Below are 13,683 nucleotides of genomic sequence, written 5' to 3'. Positions count from 1 at the left end.
TATTGGCGAAAAGTGACCCTATGTATCATCCATTAAACGTGAGGTTGATTCTCTGCGCTGGTGGTCAGCGTGTAGGGTTACTATTTTTTAGCTCTTGGCCTGGCTGGCTGCTGGCGTTCAACCCAATTATCGACTTCGTGTCGGTTGTAAAGAATAGGGGAGTTCTCCTTGGGTTGGCAGTCCCCTGAGTAGTGCCGATACTCTCGTCCCTCCATCCATGAATGTGTACGTGCTGATTTGATCGCGTTCTTTGTCAGGCCGGTGATGGCCATCAATAACTCTTCAGAAACCCATTTGTTGGGAACTAGTTGGATTATGCTTTTATCTGACATAAATCTGCCTTTAAAATCGACCTATCCCAACTACAGCATATAGAGAAAATTATTTTTGTGGTGTGAGCGTAATCCCGGCTACAGGTACCCCTTAGCTTTGAAAAACGCCATAACCTCCTTATGCCGGTATAGTGTTCCGCCCTTTGGTGGCATGATGTCGTTAACGGGTTCCGGGAATGGCGTACCTTCTCGTTTCCATCGTTGACGCATGCGATAGAAGGTTGTGCGGGAAATGCCGCCAAGCATGTTCTGAATATCTGCTCTGGTAATTAGCACTGGATCTAAATCTCTCACGCAACCTCCACCTACCACCAGCTACGCCATTTCGTTCAACCCGGTGAAAAATCATTAAGTGTTACCTGTTACAGTTTTCTTAAAAAAGTGCGACACGGTCCCTACTAACATGTGGCACTTTTTACGGGAAAGCGCCACATGTTTCACCAGCGCCTCTAAAGCGCATTGTCGCCTGCCCCCATCTAAAGGATTTTGTTCGATTGTGCTGGTGGAGGGTGGGCCATCACTAGAAGTGTAGGAGGTGAGATTTGCAAAGGTAATACTGAGTGGTACGCACCGCTTATGGGTACTTTTGCTGCGTACCAGACTGCGTACTGCGAACCAGAATGCTGGGGGATGTATAACAGCTTTTTACGCTCAGGTTTTCCAGCTTATAATCCGTCAAGGCAGTCTAGTATCCACGATCCACGACAGGCGATATGAGCCTTCTTTGCAATTGGCCACATTGATATCCGAGTGGCTATTTTCTCTGCGTCAATAACGTTATGCTTCTGGAAAACATTCAAGGATATGAAATGAACAGATTATCAATCTTTGCTGTTTCCATAATCGCTGGATTCAGCTTCTGTAAAAGTGCGGCTTCTGCTCCTACTGCGGACACCATCATGATGGCCTGTGCGGCTATTACAGCAAGTGCCCATGATAAGCTTGACGCAAATGTGGAAAGAATCGCGGGAAGCACTTTCAACGATAAAGTGATGGATGATTGCGAATGGCTGATAGAAGGGGCGAACGGCGACCCCAAATTAGCTTCGCATGGGTATAAAAAAATAGTTAAGCATTATGAAGACTGGGTAAATAAGAACATCTCCAGCCCATTAACAACCGATACGCAAAGATACATTTTTACCAACCTGTTAAACGAATACAAGCAAGCTATGTCAGAAGTGGTTCGTGCTGCTGGTGACTATAAATATCTACAACAGCAAGCTGATGTAACAAAGAGGGGCATGGGTGTCCCGCTGGATAAAAAATAATTCGCTCTCATTATCAATGATGAGATTTATTAGCACGCCACCCAACCCACCAGCTTATCAATTGACGCTGCTTGAAAATGCCTGATTCGTTGATGCGCGTCGATTCATCTCTTTAAACCCTTCAGCTAGCTTTGAGGCTTGGTCGGTGGTCGCGCTAACCTTTACCTCTCCTATGTTTTGGCTGTTGTAGTTGTTCACAACACTCTGCGCATAGGATTGGTTGGAAGAGCCATTGGCCAGCCTGGCTTGCGTAGCATAGTAGTCACGATATCTATCTGTGCCAATCGAGTTATTTGCATCGCTCAGCCCCATTGCTGTACGAATTTTACCCGTATAATCCCTAGTTTCTTTTGGTAATTTTGCTGGGTCGCTTCCGTTGGCGATCCACTTGTCAACATTCCCCATCCCCCAGTTATAAGCCATTAAAGCGTTATCAAGGTTACCGTCATATTTCTTTAATAGCTTACTCATGTAGATTTGTGCTGCCGCTCGTGATTTTTCAGGATCAAGTCGGTCGTCAACTTGGTCATCAACACGCAAGCCCATCTCTCTGCCTGTATCAGCCATAAACTGATACTCACCGACAGCACCTTTATGACTATATAGTTTCGCTCCATCACTAGATTCTACCTTTCTGATGGCATCAAGTAGTGTTTCAGTAGCCCCGGGGATATCCCACTGAATATTATCCCCCATCACGGTGCCGGGCTTACGACCATAATCAGTATCAAACCCAATAGCTCTTGCAGCATCACCGATATTTCGCTTTGTATAGCTTAATGATGATTCAGCACTGTCCTTAATGTTGTCCTGGTCGTTATAAAGGTATGTGCCATACGCAACCAAACCAGCCAACCAAGGAGGAATGCCAGCTCCTGTTACCTTGCTTCCCACATAAGCAGCAGCCAGAAGCTTGAGAGCATTTTCAGCACCACCTACGGCCTCGGTAAATCGCTTAGCGGTCTTACCAGCATCATCAAAGAAACCGATAATGTTGCCGTGGTTCTTCTCAATCCATGAGCCAAACGCTTTCATTCCGTTAACGACATCAGGGGCAAAGGCGATCGCTAAATCTGTTTTCAGTCGCGTGAACTGTGAATCCAGTTGCCCAAGTGTAACAGCTACTCTTTCCTGCTCCCTGACCTGCTGGGCGGTGATGTTCGACTTCTTCGTTTCAGAATCGACCAGAGACTTTAGCTCTCCAGATTTAATCTTGGCTGCGTCTGTCGGGTCGAATCCGGCTGCCGCCATCACCTGCATCAGGTTTTCCTGAGAATGGGATTTGCCGTAGCGGGTAAACTCCCCCAGCGCCTTGTTAGGGTCGCCAAGGTTATTGATGTTCAGGCCGGTACGCGCACCCAACACCATCAGGTTTTGCGCCGCGCCGGTGAGCCCACCAAAGATTGTCGGATCTTTGATGTTAGCCAGCGCCATACGTGCGTTACCGGAAGCGCCGATGAACGAGTCAGCATTAAGGCCCGCCTGCTGGAATCCACGGCGGACACCGAATAACTTATTCACATCAGTACCGAAATACTTGGCCTGATTGCTGGCTCGGACAATTTCGTTTGATGTTGAGGTGAATAATTGTTTGATGCCGTAAAGCCCGGCACTTAGCCCAAGAAAGCTGGCAGCGGCTGCCATAACGTTGCGTGTAGCGGAGGCGGCGGATTTACCGAATTTCTCGAGTTCTTCCCGCTGTTTTTTTAGTTCTTTATCTCGCTCTTTTTCCGAGCGGGACAACTCCTGGTTTAGTTTTCTGACTTCATCCTGTACCTTTCGCTTTCCATGCAGGAACTCATCTGTTTTTACTGTGACCTTGTAGGCCAACTCGTTAATAATCATGCGGACACCTTCATTTTTGCGTGCATCGCCAGTGCGTTATCCACCAGCCCACGAGCGATTTCATGAATAGAGGGCGCAACCCCGAGCCCTGACTGTTTGCGCTGTTGCTCCTGAATATTTCGAATGGCCTGCAACTGCGCATCACTGAGCAATACAGGCTTGACGCTTTGTTTAGACATTTACCACCTCCTGATATTTATACAGTTATTTTAGTTGCAATAAATGAAACGATCACCATATTTATTGCAATTAATGAAAGAGTAAATTCGATCATTACCAGAAGGGGAATTGATTAACAGATAAGGAAACAGTCGTGCTTAATGGAGAGACTGAAATTTTTGACGACTCAAATCACATTTATGCGCCAGCGTTGCTTCTGGCGCGGCTTCTGCGTCGTTCTGGTTCTGAATCCGTCAAGAACAGTACAAATTTTGCAGGTGTTCAGGTGCGAACCTGTCTGCGAACCGACACCGCGAACCTTAGTGTAACCTTAGGGTTATTCTGTTTTGCTGGTGGTCTGACGCCGCTTTTCCTGCCAGCGGCGATAGCCTTCTAACTGCCTCGCTTTACCTTCCGGCGTTTTTGCTCCAGTGCTCATGCCTCCGTGTAATTTACAACGCCCGGATCCGTAGAGAGATGTCAGCTTGCACGGCGTTCCTTTGCGGGTTTTCGCTCCACAGGTCATGCCTCGGCATTCCTCCGGAAATGGCATTGTTCCAAATGGCGATTTAGCCCATTCCCGATAGCGCTTACGACGATGTTCATCAGCCATTTTTATCTCCGAATGTGAAGTTTTATCACCCTCTCATGAGGTAGGGGACGTAATCCCCTCCATGTGACGCTACCCACGCCCTTGTGAGCGGCCTTTACTGGCTGGAAGTCTGAAAGCATCTCCGTTCGGTTGAGCTATCCCCATGCGATGCTGTGTTTCTTTTGCGGCTTTGTGGAGATCGCCAAAGTCATCAACTTTGACCGGGGGTCGCTTTACCTTTTCGAGACACGCTTCACGGTGTCGCATTATCCATTCCCGATCGTCGTCGTCAGTGCATAGCTGCATAACTTCCATCCACCTTGCAGCCGCTCGACGGTAGAGTCCTTTTTCCTCCAGAGCCTCGGCTTTGCTATCACGTACTTCCGCCATCAATATATTTCCCTCAACGTTCACACTTAACTTTTTCGCATAATAAGCAGAAATAGTGTTGGTTCAGTTGGTTCAGTTGGTTCACTGCCCACCAGCCCGCGCCAACACTGGGTTTTGCTGAACCAACATCGGCGATTTTGTGTTGGTTCAGCGGGGCTATCTGTTGGTTCACTCCCAGCCAGGAAGAATGTCTCGACCTGCTAGTGTTGGTTCAATCAGGTCATTTGTTGGTTCAGTGTTGGTTCAAAATGAAAATAAAAAACCTTATAAAACAACGATAATTACAAATTGAACCAACTGAACTAACTGAACCAACACCTAAACTACGTATGTGAAAAATTATTCTTCTTGCTGGCTGTATTCCTCTGGCTGGTAACTCAAGACATACACGTTAAATTGCCGTCCCTGAATGCGTGGCGATTTCCTTTGGTATCCGCGCCCGCTGGTGGGCGGGTTGAGCATTCCTGAGCTTTTCAGGACTTCAGCAAACTGTTTAGCATTAAATCCCTTCGCGATTTCCTGCTCAAAAGCCGAGGGGAAAGTGTAGAAAATCATCGGGCTTTCCTCGTGCTCCCCTCTCTGTCGATACCCGGCAAGGTCTTTTATAGGCAGGTCTGCAGGGCTGTATGGGAATGGTGCGAACCGGCTCAACCCATACGCATTTAAAAACGCTTCCGTTTGCTCGATTATCTGCTGATGCTCTTTGTTACCTGTGCCGAACTCTCTTACCCATGCGTTATAACTGTGCTGTATCGCATCACGGCACGTCTGAGCGTCCCACCCGGTAACAACCTCGCCCAGCAATAAAGCGGCCTCCAGAATGGCAAAGCGAGCGCCTACACGGTGTACCTGTTCGCCATAGTCGGCAGGTATCAGACTGCGCCAGCGCTCCTCGCACTCACGGACAGTATCAATAGCCTGCTGCTGGTGGTCTGCCAGCCACTTAATCCACTCTCTCCCGGCTGCGCCGTGGTGGTGTTGATATGCGTCTTTCAGTGCGTCAGCATGCTGCTTGCCGTTCTGATGCTCATGAAAGCGCACCGCCTTACTCAACGGAATATTGAGCAGGCGAACCAGTTGGCCTGCTTTGGTTTTGCGTCCGGCGGTGGCGATGAAGGTCTCTAAATCCATCTCACCAGTACTGATGGCAACAGTACGCCAGCGTTTTAGATCCCGGTTCCCGCCGTCCTTAGCTCCCTGCAATTTACCCACGCCGTTAAACAGCGCATAGGCAGACTGTGACACGCTTATAGGGTCTGAACCCTGTCCAACTTCATCCAGTGGCATCAGCCCGTCATTGTGGGCGGCTGCTTCGTTTGCCAGCCCCAGCGCTGTGCCGTACCACGTCAGGCGGAGTAAGTCTGGATTGCCGTATAAGCTGCTTGCCACGTTCGCCGTAGTGGTCTTGCCCGCGCTCGATTGTTCATAAAAGTGGATCCCGAATCCATCCGCGCCCACCAGCCCGATTAACGGAGCTGCGAGAGCTGCGCCGATCCCGGTCATCATGGAATAGTTGCCGAAGGCCAGATGTGCCACACCATCCCGCCAACTACCAGTGGTACCCTGCACGGTATAACCGGCGGCGGCAGAGCTTCGCCCATTGAACAAAACGGGGTGCGCTGGCGTACCAATGATTTCCCCGTCTGGCATGATGTACGCCCCACATTGCCAGCCGGTAGCGTGAGTCACGCGCCACAAATCACGGGAACCACTGCGCTGTAGCCAGTCGGCCAGAATCGCCCGTAGGCTGCTTTTGGTTGTGACGTTCACCCCTCCAGCTTTCAGGGTGCGCCAGCCTTCACGCTCACCAATATCGGCCAGGGGGATTGCTGCGGTAGTCGGGATATCTGCGCCAAAGGCCAGCCAGCGAATAATCAGGTACTGATCTTTGTCGTCTCGCCCGGTGCCGATAACTTCCAGCGGTGAGCACAACCAGCTTTCATTGTTGATAATCTCCCCGCTGTCTTTATCCACCTTTGGAGATACGTAGAAAACGCCATCATCCCGGCTTTCAATTCGGGGTTTTAATGGGTCTTTATCACCCGGTTCACTTACCGTGTTCTTACCGTCATCAGGTAAATCCATTGCCGTAATCTTGCCGTTGTCGGGACAATTTCTTGTTGTGATCTTGTTGTCCTGAGTTTCCGCCTGCGGCTGATATGCAGATTCTTTAAAAGCTAATACAGACGCTTCCAGCCCGTTTTGCTGATGGTAGTCATTCCAGTCGGCTTTATTGCTTGTCGGAGGCAGCGATACCGATCCCGTTACTGATAAGGCCGCTTTTTCTGCAGCCTCCCTCCCTGTATTGGGTTGACCGTCTTCGTGGTGGTCGTTATCTGCAGCGATAATGATTTCTGCGTCCGGGAGTTTCCGGCGCATCACTTCCGCTACGGGGAGTAGGTTGCCAGCGTCGATTGCTGCCACTGTCAGCGCGTCAGGTCGCATCAGGTGAACAGACAATGCCGTTGCCAGCCCTTCGGCAATTAAAACGCTCTGCGGCGATTCTGGTGCGTTTACGGCGTGATATGCACCGCGCTTTGCAGAACCGGTCAGGAGTCGCTTTTCTCCCTTTGGCGTAATGGTCTGTGCGGCAGTTACAAAGCCGGATTCGTCCACCAGCGGCAATAAGATTGATCCATCGGTAAGAATGGGGAGGGTGAATCCACTCAGCCCCTTAGCAATAAGGTACTCAGATTCGCCCTGCGCGGCATTCTGACGCATCCCATCAAACAGACGGGTAAATGTCGCCCGGCGCTGCGTTGCGTCATTTTCTGCCCGCTGCTGGCGCTCCTGCTCACGTCGTTGGCTCTCAGTCTCCAGTTGCTTCCGCCTCTGGCTGGCTTTCACTTCGTCCTGTTCCTCTGCCCGGGAATCAATACCCAGCACACCAGCGGCAAGCTTCGCCGCTTCTGTGGTGTCGCAGTTGTTCACCTTCTTAATCAGGTCCAGGCCGTCGCCCGCACCGCACTGGTTGCAGATGTGAGCGCCGCGCCCGTTGTCGTCGAACCGGAAGCGATCCGTCCCGCCGCATGCGGGACATCCTGCGTGGCGGTGAGGCGAGTCGGGAACATCGATATTCAGGCCAGCCAGCACATGAGGCCAGTTGTTCGCTGCGGCGCTGGTCACTTCACGAATAAGGTCGATATTACGCATTATTTCCCCCTACCGTTGCGCCCATGTCGGCAGTCATGCTTGTCCATGCGCTGATCCCGTCATCCGTAATTCCCTCAGCATCAACGTACCGGGACAGATACGCGATCCCGATACTTTCCCATTGTGCTGCCGGATAATGCTCTTTGAGTGCTTCCAGTGCGTAACCATCAACAAGGTCACGTATCCCTTTGATACCGCCGATAACCTCCACGCGAACAGCCTCACCATTTGCGTCAATCATGAAATAATCACCGCCGCTGGTCGCTGTAATATGGTCATACAGCGCCGCCGCATACTGGTTAGCCAGCGCATTCAGTCGAAAGTTTTTAGTAATCATACTCTCTCCTCAGTGCGTCACTGGCGTTTCAGGCCAGCCGTTTACTTCCAGATCGTTAATAAAGTGATCGTGTAGCTCTGCCAGTACTTCACGCCCGAACGGCGTTAGCTCGCCCAGCTCAACATCCAGCATGGAGTGATAGAAAATAATTATATTCTCCGTCCCTTGCTCAATACCGTAACGCTCGAGCATGGCTCCCTCGATGTTGTTTGCCATCGCCAGTCTTTCAGCTGAGGGATATAGCGGAATTGTTGTATCTCCATTGGAATAAAGAGCTGCCCATGAGGTTGTACCGTCTAAATCAGTCACAATGGTTGTGCCGTTCTCGTGCTTCATTTCAGCAATGAATGCGGCAGCAATCAGCCAGCGCCACATCTCCAGATTGTGCTGTGCGGTGTAGTCGAACCATCCAACGTTGCCACCTTCTGCTACAGCAAGATGTATCGCGAAACCCTTATCCAGATTGTTGTCGTATTCGCCCACTACCAGACGCGCCACGGCGCACTCATAGCTGATCAACTCAACATGTTCAGAAATCCCGGCATCATTGCGGGTCATGATGTTCACTCCTTCCGGAGTGGCTTCTGCGCGATAGTTCATAGTCCTCTCCATCAGTGAATAGCCCGGTTATCAGGGAACGCGCCGGTAACAGCCATAGTGACAAAAGCATCCAAAAAGCCGGTGATTTGTCTCATGCCCTCGGCAGACAAAATCAAGCCACCATCCTCAGGGGAATTTGTCACCATTGTCCGATAGGCTTCCACGCTGGCAACCTTGCCCTCGTCGCCACCTAAAACCTGCAAAAGCTGCGTTTCGACCAGGCACATAAGCGCATTGCGGACATTCATCATTCTCAGTGGGATGGGGATCCCGCCCCCGGCATAGGTGTAATATTTATCCTCACCCGGTGTGATGCCTTCAGCCTCGCAACCGTTTTTTTCAAGTTCACGGATAAACATGCTTGCTACCAGCCAGCGCCACATAGCGATCTGCTGGTTCAGGTCAGGCTCAACCCAGCCGCTTTGGTTGGCATCATGTATTACATGCAGCGCCTGATAGGCATCAGCAGAGAGAGAATCATAAGTGCCGTTCTCGAACAGGTTGATGATGTATGAGTAGGTTTGCAGCGTACCGTTAATCATCACTCCATCAGGCGTGGCTTTTAACTCATTGGTCGCGGCTGGAACACTAACGCCAGCGCTTTTAATATTTGATTTGCTCATGCCGCAACTCCCATGTCGTTAATCTGTTTACGTTCGTAGATACGAATAATTTCTATGTCAGACCAGCCGTTACGCTTTGCTTCAGTCTCCATCTTTTCCACTGCCTGCTTCGGGCTGATTGCCTCGCCATACCATGTGACAGGCAACGGCAGCCCGGCACGGTCTAAGCAGTTGGATAACACGCGATACATATTCATTTTTTCGCCTCCTCCCGCTCTGCCATTTCTTCGATGAGCCACGCGGTTACATCACCATTCAGTCGCTTCAGCAACGCGGCAATCGTCGATATATCTCCTCCTGTAAGATGCCGAGGGCATTCTTCAATCAGGCGGCAAATGATTTCAGACTGATGCGCGCTCGCTGCTGCCTGCTCAAGAGTTATTTCGTGGCTCATGCTGTCACCTCGGTTTTCATCTGGCATTCTTCTGCTGCTGCGATTGTGTGTATCTCGAAGATCCAGGCCACCAGCTCATCCCGTGCGTCGCAGTGAGGTATTGCAGGAATAACCTCAGTCAGAACATGACAAAGTCCCGTCTTCACACGCAAAAGGCGGTTGCGTGAAATATTCTCGGAGGTGTTCGGAGTAGGGGCTTCCTCATTGCCGATAACAGATCTGATGCGGTCGCCGATTACCTTTGCTTGCTCGATTTGATTCATGCTGAAATCTCCAGAACATGAAGGCGGGCAGACAAAGAGAGAATGAAATGCGGTGCCAAGATGCGACGTGCCTCACGCTCAGTTTCAGCCTCAACAGACAGACGGCAAGGTTTCGCCTTTTTGTCGTGGTGGTTGATGGCGAGGAAACGCCAAGTGAATTTTTTAAGGGTGTAAGAATCCCGCCCTTGCGGGTGTGTGGTACGATTGCTCATAGCTACCTCGATACTATTACTATCGGTGGTGGTTAGAAGCCCGATTGGTGTTAGCGCACCCTCGGGCTTTGCCGTTTTTACAGATCGGTATTGAATTACCGCAAGTTGGTAGTTACCATCTGTATTGCCATTATAATACTGGTAACTACCAATGCAAGATGATAAGCAGAAAAAAGCGTTCGATCGCAAGGGGAGCACCATGAAGCACATTCGCTTTGAGGATGAACTACTTGAGCAAATCAACGCTGTTGCTGGACAAGGCAATTTCAGTTCTTGGGTTAAAGACTCATGCCGCGATAGGCTGCGGAAAGAAGGAATCAAACCTAAGGCTTGATTTTTTTCAGCAACATTGCAAAGGGTGGCCTTATGGCTGCCCTTTTTTATGGACTCCGAATACTCACCTTCTCGCGTAACGACCCCTAAAAAATCTTCTGGTGCGTGCGTACTGCTCGCAAAAGCCGATGTAACACGACCCATAACGGTAGCACGCCAGTTCACGCTACCAGTTAGCAGGAGGATTTTATTCCCCACAGTCAGCTTTTTTGAGGTGATTTTTTCTTGGTTTAAAATGTCATCATTTGTCGTCATCCCCCGTGCGTGGATGTCAGGTTTTGTGAGGTTCAGGCTAAGTTTTGCTAAGCCCTTAGCCATAACAATTGATAACAGGTAATCGTTCACGACCTTAGGTTTTATAAGGTTCTGAGGGTTAACATTTGTTAACAGGCCAGCCAGGGGGAATCCCTTGCTCTGGACGGTAGCCATCATTGCGCCACCTCCCGGAATTCCTTAGTAAAGCGTTCTAGTGGTTGTACGCATGGTGAATGATATCCGTCACGGTAGAACGTCACGCGATTGGATGTAACGCTTTCAACCGTCACCATAGCGCCGTGCGCGTCCTTAAAGCGCTGCTGCGGTCGTGGGATGCTGGTGGTCTTAGTCATGAGCAACCTCCTGATGCTTTGCCATCCAGCGCTGTGACAGGCGGGTTAATTCTGCTTTGCGCTGATCAAACTCCATGCCCATATCGATCAGCGTGATGTTGGTATTCTCAAGGTAAGCAAAGTGCTCAAGTTGCTCAGCGTTCATGCTGTCGCGTGGCTCACCCTCCACACCATTTGCCTGCGCCCATTGCTTAGCAGTCAGACCACCAAGAACAATGCGAGACAGCATGTTGCTCTCATTGGTGTAGTGATGGCGCTGTGTGGTTTTACCTTGCTCCATTCGTGCCAATTCAAGCGCTTCACACATAGCGGTGAAACGACCAGCCGCATTGATGCGGGCTTTAAGATGCTGGCGATACCGGGCGGCAATCTCCGGTACGCTGCGCTGTAGTTCTTCCTCACACTGGATGAAGTAACGTCGAACGGCTCGGCCCTGCTCGTTGCGCTCAACCATAGCCATCTCTTTTGCCATACCAAGAGAAAGCCCGGTATCTTTGCTACGCCGATCCCCTCCGCGTTTCGTTACCCAGCCGCCGTCGAGCTGGTTATTTTCTGCGCTTTGGTTCCCCAAAATGGGGGAATCAAACACCACGTAATCAACGCCCTGCTCGAAGCCGTAATCCTTGATACGGTCAGAAAGCCACGTTGAGTAGTCACGCCCCACTCCCAGCACTTTATGCAACGCCTTAGCGCTCACAATATTGGCTTCACGCCCGCCAATCAGACCTGAATTAACCGGCACAATAGCGGCAAAGTCGTTATTGATAATTACGCTCTGGCCTACGTTAGATTGTGGGGCGGCCTCCGAAGTGAATCGGCTTTTTTCGAGTTTCATATTTCAGACTCCGTTATGCGGCGGTAAATGCGTCCGGGTATAGGTTGAGAATGTCGGTTATTTCAGACTGAGTAAGCCCCTGATAACCACCCGTAACAGCATTGCTGTTAACCAACTGGATGACTCGCATCACGTCACCACGGCTTACAAGGCGGTAGCGTAGGTGTGAGCCAATGCCATCCGGGTTTTTCTCGTCGATACGCTCAAGCTGAATATCGAGGCGGCGTTCTATTTCAGATGCATAGTTGCGGCCAGACGAAAGACGGCAGTAGCGAAGAATATCGTTCTCTGTCCATCCCTCTACGCCAGTGCGCAGCATATAGACGCGGGCACGATGCTTTTTCGGCGTACGCTTCATCTGTTGAATAGAGTGGGCTGGTGGCGTAACATCGGATCCGCGAATATCTGAGTTAGCCGCCTGCTGTACTGGGCGGTTTTTCTTTTCCATTACGCCACCTTCCCGCGGCGTTCTGCCAGCCAATTATGAATCTCTACCGCGTCAAATGCGGTTACGTTGTCGGTGAGTTTTACTGGTCGTGGCAGCGTACCATTCTTAACCCAGCGGTCGATAGTTGGCATAGATACACCCAACATTTCCGGCAATCTATACCGGCGGATGTATCCAGTAGTAGGAATGGTTGATTGCTTTGTCATTTCCCCGTAACTCCTGTTGATAGCGGTTGTTACGGGTATTAAATGGCAATATCAGTGAGCAATGTTGCAAATTTAAAACGGTCAGTTTCAAATTTTGAAGTATTTTTCAATGGTTGCTGAGGCTGGCATTTTCATATTGTTAAATTTACCCTCCTTCTGCTGCCTTTCAAGAAATGCGCTTAGTATGCTGTGGCGCTTGTTAGCAGTCGCCTTCATGACGTCATCCCCCAATTCTGGTACACACCTGATTAACATCTCCAAGAACTCGCCAACCTTATTAGTGTTCACTTCTGGAACGCTTTTTTCTATCATCAATTCATTTGGTTGTGACTGGCGAACTCCTCCATTGATGAAATTTGGTATATCTTGCCCAATGTAGCTGTATATTTTTTCAATTTGACATCTGGTAATAAAAATATCTTTTACTGTGATAGTCGCAATTGGCTTAACATCTGCTTCGTTTAGCAATCCAGATGCGTAGAGATGCTCTGTTAAAGGTTGGGCCATAATCACATAATCATCATAATTATCGAGATTTAACGGAACGTCTGCCTCTTTAAAGGAAAGGTTAAAAGAGGTGAATGAAATTTCTTCATTATTTTTTAATGCGTTGAAGAATGAGTGAGGTAGGTGACTTAATGATAGCGCCCATAATCCGGAAAGATTCAAGATTGGTTTCTTTAGTCCGGGAATGTCCTTATTTTGATAAAGCCGTCTAACTCGCGCAGTCGCTGTCGGATTCATATCAAATTCAGCTTTTGGCATAAACAGGCTTAAAGGTGATTTGTTTGTGTACTTTGTCATCAGTTTAGGAGGGAATTTCTCCTCCCATTCATTTGATTCTTCCCAAGCGCCAAGTGTAAATAATGCTGCTTCAAAATCATGCAGGGCTAAACAAATTTCAATGGCGCCAACTTGAATAAAATGAATTAAATCATTTAGATGGCAGTTAAGCAGTTCTGCTGCCCTTGGCAGAGAACAAAATTCTAATGCAGGAATGTTGTTACGTTTCCATACATTCATATCATTTTGTTTATCGTTTTTCTTTGTCATCGCGTCACCTTTCACGCTATGCCTTAATG

Annotated in this window: 19 protein-coding genes and 1 pseudogene; 2 read left to right on the top strand and 18 right to left on the bottom strand. The window is 49.5% G+C overall.

Annotation, left to right across the window (positions count from 1 at the left end; all coding sequences use genetic code 11):
* Nucleotides 1-80: 80 nt before the first annotated feature.
* On the bottom strand, nucleotides 81-332 hold the full coding sequence (locus AL515_RS00900; protein ID WP_061066853.1) for an excisionase family protein: 252 nt from the start codon (nucleotides 330-332) through the stop codon (nucleotides 81-83).
* A gap of 809 nt (nucleotides 333-1,141) precedes the next feature.
* Between AL515_RS00900 and AL515_RS00890 the strand changes: the two genes are divergently transcribed.
* Nucleotides 1,142-1,603, top strand: coding sequence for a hypothetical protein (locus AL515_RS00890; protein WP_061066851.1), 462 nt, complete (start codon nucleotides 1,142-1,144; stop codon nucleotides 1,601-1,603).
* Between the two features lie 57 nt (nucleotides 1,604-1,660).
* Here AL515_RS00890 and AL515_RS00885 read toward each other — a convergent pair whose 3' ends face one another.
* The 12 genes and pseudogenes from AL515_RS00885 to AL515_RS00830 all read right to left on the bottom strand — a co-directional run bounded on the left by AL515_RS00885 (nucleotide 1,661) and on the right by AL515_RS00830 (nucleotide 10,171).
* Nucleotides 1,661-3,448 (bottom strand): lytic transglycosylase domain-containing protein, encoded by a 1,788-nt coding sequence (locus tag AL515_RS00885; protein ID WP_061066850.1) that lies wholly within the window; start codon nucleotides 3,446-3,448, stop codon nucleotides 1,661-1,663.
* The gene (locus tag AL515_RS00880) at nucleotides 3,445-3,627 is read right to left on the bottom strand and encodes a hypothetical protein (protein WP_061066849.1); all 183 of its coding nucleotides are present in this window, start codon (nucleotides 3,625-3,627) and stop codon (nucleotides 3,445-3,447) included. Before AL515_RS00880 ends, AL515_RS00885 begins: the two co-directional genes overlap by 4 nt.
* A gap of 440 nt (nucleotides 3,628-4,067) precedes the next feature.
* Nucleotides 4,068-4,133, bottom strand: a pseudogene (locus tag AL515_RS23975) (HGGxSTG domain-containing protein); the annotation flags it as partial.
* A gap of 156 nt (nucleotides 4,134-4,289) precedes the next feature.
* On the bottom strand, nucleotides 4,290-4,589 hold the full coding sequence (locus AL515_RS00870; RefSeq protein ID WP_104445827.1) for a PerC family transcriptional regulator: 300 nt from the start codon (nucleotides 4,587-4,589) through the stop codon (nucleotides 4,290-4,292).
* A 339-nt stretch (nucleotides 4,590-4,928) separates the two neighbouring features.
* Entirely contained in the window at nucleotides 4,929-7,742 is a 2,814-nt protein-coding gene (locus AL515_RS00865) for a TOPRIM and DUF927 domain-containing protein (RefSeq protein WP_061066848.1), read from the bottom strand.
* Nucleotides 7,735-8,079: a hypothetical protein gene (locus AL515_RS00860; RefSeq protein ID WP_061066847.1), complete on the bottom strand. Its 345-nt coding sequence runs from the start codon at nucleotides 8,077-8,079 to the stop codon at nucleotides 7,735-7,737. The genes AL515_RS00865 and AL515_RS00860 overlap by 8 nt, the downstream gene beginning before the upstream one ends.
* Nucleotides 8,080-8,088: 9 nt before the next feature.
* Nucleotides 8,089-8,691 carry a hypothetical protein gene (locus AL515_RS00855; protein WP_061066846.1) on the bottom strand — a complete coding sequence of 201 codons (603 nt, stop codon included), beginning with the start codon at nucleotides 8,689-8,691 and terminating at the stop codon, nucleotides 8,089-8,091.
* Nucleotides 8,691-9,302, bottom strand: coding sequence for a hypothetical protein (locus tag AL515_RS00850; protein ID WP_061066845.1), 612 nt, complete (start codon nucleotides 9,300-9,302; stop codon nucleotides 8,691-8,693). The genes AL515_RS00855 and AL515_RS00850 overlap by 1 nt, the downstream gene beginning before the upstream one ends.
* Entirely contained in the window at nucleotides 9,299-9,499 is a 201-nt protein-coding gene (locus tag AL515_RS00845; RefSeq protein ID WP_061066844.1) for a hypothetical protein, read from the bottom strand. Before AL515_RS00845 ends, AL515_RS00850 begins: the two co-directional genes overlap by 4 nt.
* Complete coding sequence (locus AL515_RS00840) at nucleotides 9,496-9,696, bottom strand: hypothetical protein (RefSeq protein ID WP_061066843.1); 201 nt, start codon at nucleotides 9,694-9,696, stop codon at nucleotides 9,496-9,498. The genes AL515_RS00845 and AL515_RS00840 overlap by 4 nt, the downstream gene beginning before the upstream one ends.
* A complete protein-coding gene (locus AL515_RS00835) occupies nucleotides 9,693-9,959 on the bottom strand; it encodes a hypothetical protein (protein WP_061066842.1) in 267 nt (88 codons plus the stop codon). Before AL515_RS00835 ends, AL515_RS00840 begins: the two co-directional genes overlap by 4 nt.
* Nucleotides 9,956-10,171, bottom strand: a complete 216-nt coding sequence (locus tag AL515_RS00830) for a host cell division inhibitor Icd-like protein (RefSeq protein ID WP_061068781.1) — start codon at nucleotides 10,169-10,171, stop codon at nucleotides 9,956-9,958. Before AL515_RS00830 ends, AL515_RS00835 begins: the two co-directional genes overlap by 4 nt.
* Before the next feature lie 151 nt (nucleotides 10,172-10,322).
* On the opposite strand from AL515_RS00830, the gene AL515_RS00825 reads away from it, so the two are divergent.
* Nucleotides 10,323-10,505 (top strand): YlcI/YnfO family protein, encoded by a 183-nt coding sequence (locus AL515_RS00825; protein ID WP_071887300.1) that lies wholly within the window; start codon nucleotides 10,323-10,325, stop codon nucleotides 10,503-10,505.
* Between the two features lie 427 nt (nucleotides 10,506-10,932).
* Here the strand turns inward: AL515_RS00825 and AL515_RS00815 are convergent, their stop codons facing one another.
* The 5 genes from AL515_RS00815 to AL515_RS00795 all read right to left on the bottom strand — a co-directional run bounded on the left by AL515_RS00815 (nucleotide 10,933) and on the right by AL515_RS00795 (nucleotide 13,654).
* A complete protein-coding gene (locus tag AL515_RS00815) occupies nucleotides 10,933-11,112 on the bottom strand; it encodes a DUF4222 domain-containing protein (protein WP_061066841.1) in 180 nt (59 codons plus the stop codon).
* A complete protein-coding gene (locus AL515_RS00810; RefSeq protein ID WP_061066840.1) occupies nucleotides 11,105-11,947 on the bottom strand; it encodes an antA/AntB antirepressor family protein in 843 nt (280 codons plus the stop codon). The genes AL515_RS00815 and AL515_RS00810 overlap by 8 nt, the downstream gene beginning before the upstream one ends.
* Nucleotides 11,948-11,960: 13 nt before the next feature.
* Nucleotides 11,961-12,395, bottom strand: coding sequence for a hypothetical protein (locus tag AL515_RS00805; RefSeq protein ID WP_061066839.1), 435 nt, complete (start codon nucleotides 12,393-12,395; stop codon nucleotides 11,961-11,963).
* Nucleotides 12,395-12,601, bottom strand: coding sequence for a helix-turn-helix transcriptional regulator (locus tag AL515_RS00800; protein ID WP_061066838.1), 207 nt, complete (start codon nucleotides 12,599-12,601; stop codon nucleotides 12,395-12,397). The genes AL515_RS00805 and AL515_RS00800 overlap by 1 nt, the downstream gene beginning before the upstream one ends.
* Before the next feature lie 87 nt (nucleotides 12,602-12,688).
* Nucleotides 12,689-13,654, bottom strand: coding sequence for a hypothetical protein (locus AL515_RS00795; protein ID WP_061066837.1), 966 nt, complete (start codon nucleotides 13,652-13,654; stop codon nucleotides 12,689-12,691).
* Nucleotides 13,655-13,683: the final 29 nt, after the last annotated feature.

It is taken from the genome of Citrobacter sp. FDAARGOS_156 (genome assembly GCF_001559235.2).
GTDB classification, from domain to species: domain Bacteria; phylum Pseudomonadota; class Gammaproteobacteria; order Enterobacterales; family Enterobacteriaceae; genus Citrobacter; species Citrobacter youngae.
This window is presented reverse-complemented; position numbering and strand designations above follow the sequence as displayed.

What these genes read in the sequence shown, in the direction of transcription:
- AL515_RS00900 (WP_061066853.1), bottom strand. Translation starts at nt 332, where the DNA reads ATGTCAGATAAAAGCATAATCCAACTAGTTCCCAACAAATGGGTTTCT.
- AL515_RS00890 (WP_061066851.1), top strand. Translation starts at nt 1,142, where the DNA reads ATGAACAGATTATCAATCTTTGCTGTTTCCATAATCGCTGGATTCAGC.
- AL515_RS00885 (WP_061066850.1), bottom strand. Translation starts at nt 3,448, where the DNA reads ATGATTATTAACGAGTTGGCCTACAAGGTCACAGTAAAAACAGATGAG.
- AL515_RS00880 (WP_061066849.1), bottom strand. Translation starts at nt 3,627, where the DNA reads ATGTCTAAACAAAGCGTCAAGCCTGTATTGCTCAGTGATGCGCAGTTG.
- AL515_RS00870 (WP_104445827.1), bottom strand. Translation starts at nt 4,589, where the DNA reads ATGGCGGAAGTACGTGATAGCAAAGCCGAGGCTCTGGAGGAAAAAGGA.
- AL515_RS00865 (WP_061066848.1), bottom strand. Translation starts at nt 7,742, where the DNA reads ATGCGTAATATCGACCTTATTCGTGAAGTGACCAGCGCCGCAGCGAAC.
- AL515_RS00860 (WP_061066847.1), bottom strand. Translation starts at nt 8,079, where the DNA reads ATGATTACTAAAAACTTTCGACTGAATGCGCTGGCTAACCAGTATGCG.
- AL515_RS00855 (WP_061066846.1), bottom strand. Translation starts at nt 8,691, where the DNA reads ATGGAGAGGACTATGAACTATCGCGCAGAAGCCACTCCGGAAGGAGTG.
- AL515_RS00850 (WP_061066845.1), bottom strand. Translation starts at nt 9,302, where the DNA reads ATGAGCAAATCAAATATTAAAAGCGCTGGCGTTAGTGTTCCAGCCGCG.
- AL515_RS00845 (WP_061066844.1), bottom strand. Translation starts at nt 9,499, where the DNA reads ATGAATATGTATCGCGTGTTATCCAACTGCTTAGACCGTGCCGGGCTG.
- AL515_RS00840 (WP_061066843.1), bottom strand. Translation starts at nt 9,696, where the DNA reads ATGAGCCACGAAATAACTCTTGAGCAGGCAGCAGCGAGCGCGCATCAG.
- AL515_RS00835 (WP_061066842.1), bottom strand. Translation starts at nt 9,959, where the DNA reads ATGAATCAAATCGAGCAAGCAAAGGTAATCGGCGACCGCATCAGATCT.
- AL515_RS00830 (WP_061068781.1), bottom strand. Translation starts at nt 10,171, where the DNA reads ATGAGCAATCGTACCACACACCCGCAAGGGCGGGATTCTTACACCCTT.
- AL515_RS00825 (WP_071887300.1), top strand. Translation starts at nt 10,323, where the DNA reads ATGCAAGATGATAAGCAGAAAAAAGCGTTCGATCGCAAGGGGAGCACC.
- AL515_RS00815 (WP_061066841.1), bottom strand. Translation starts at nt 11,112, where the DNA reads ATGACTAAGACCACCAGCATCCCACGACCGCAGCAGCGCTTTAAGGAC.
- AL515_RS00810 (WP_061066840.1), bottom strand. Translation starts at nt 11,947, where the DNA reads ATGAAACTCGAAAAAAGCCGATTCACTTCGGAGGCCGCCCCACAATCT.
- AL515_RS00805 (WP_061066839.1), bottom strand. Translation starts at nt 12,395, where the DNA reads ATGGAAAAGAAAAACCGCCCAGTACAGCAGGCGGCTAACTCAGATATT.
- AL515_RS00800 (WP_061066838.1), bottom strand. Translation starts at nt 12,601, where the DNA reads ATGACAAAGCAATCAACCATTCCTACTACTGGATACATCCGCCGGTAT.
- AL515_RS00795 (WP_061066837.1), bottom strand. Translation starts at nt 13,654, where the DNA reads ATGACAAAGAAAAACGATAAACAAAATGATATGAATGTATGGAAACGT.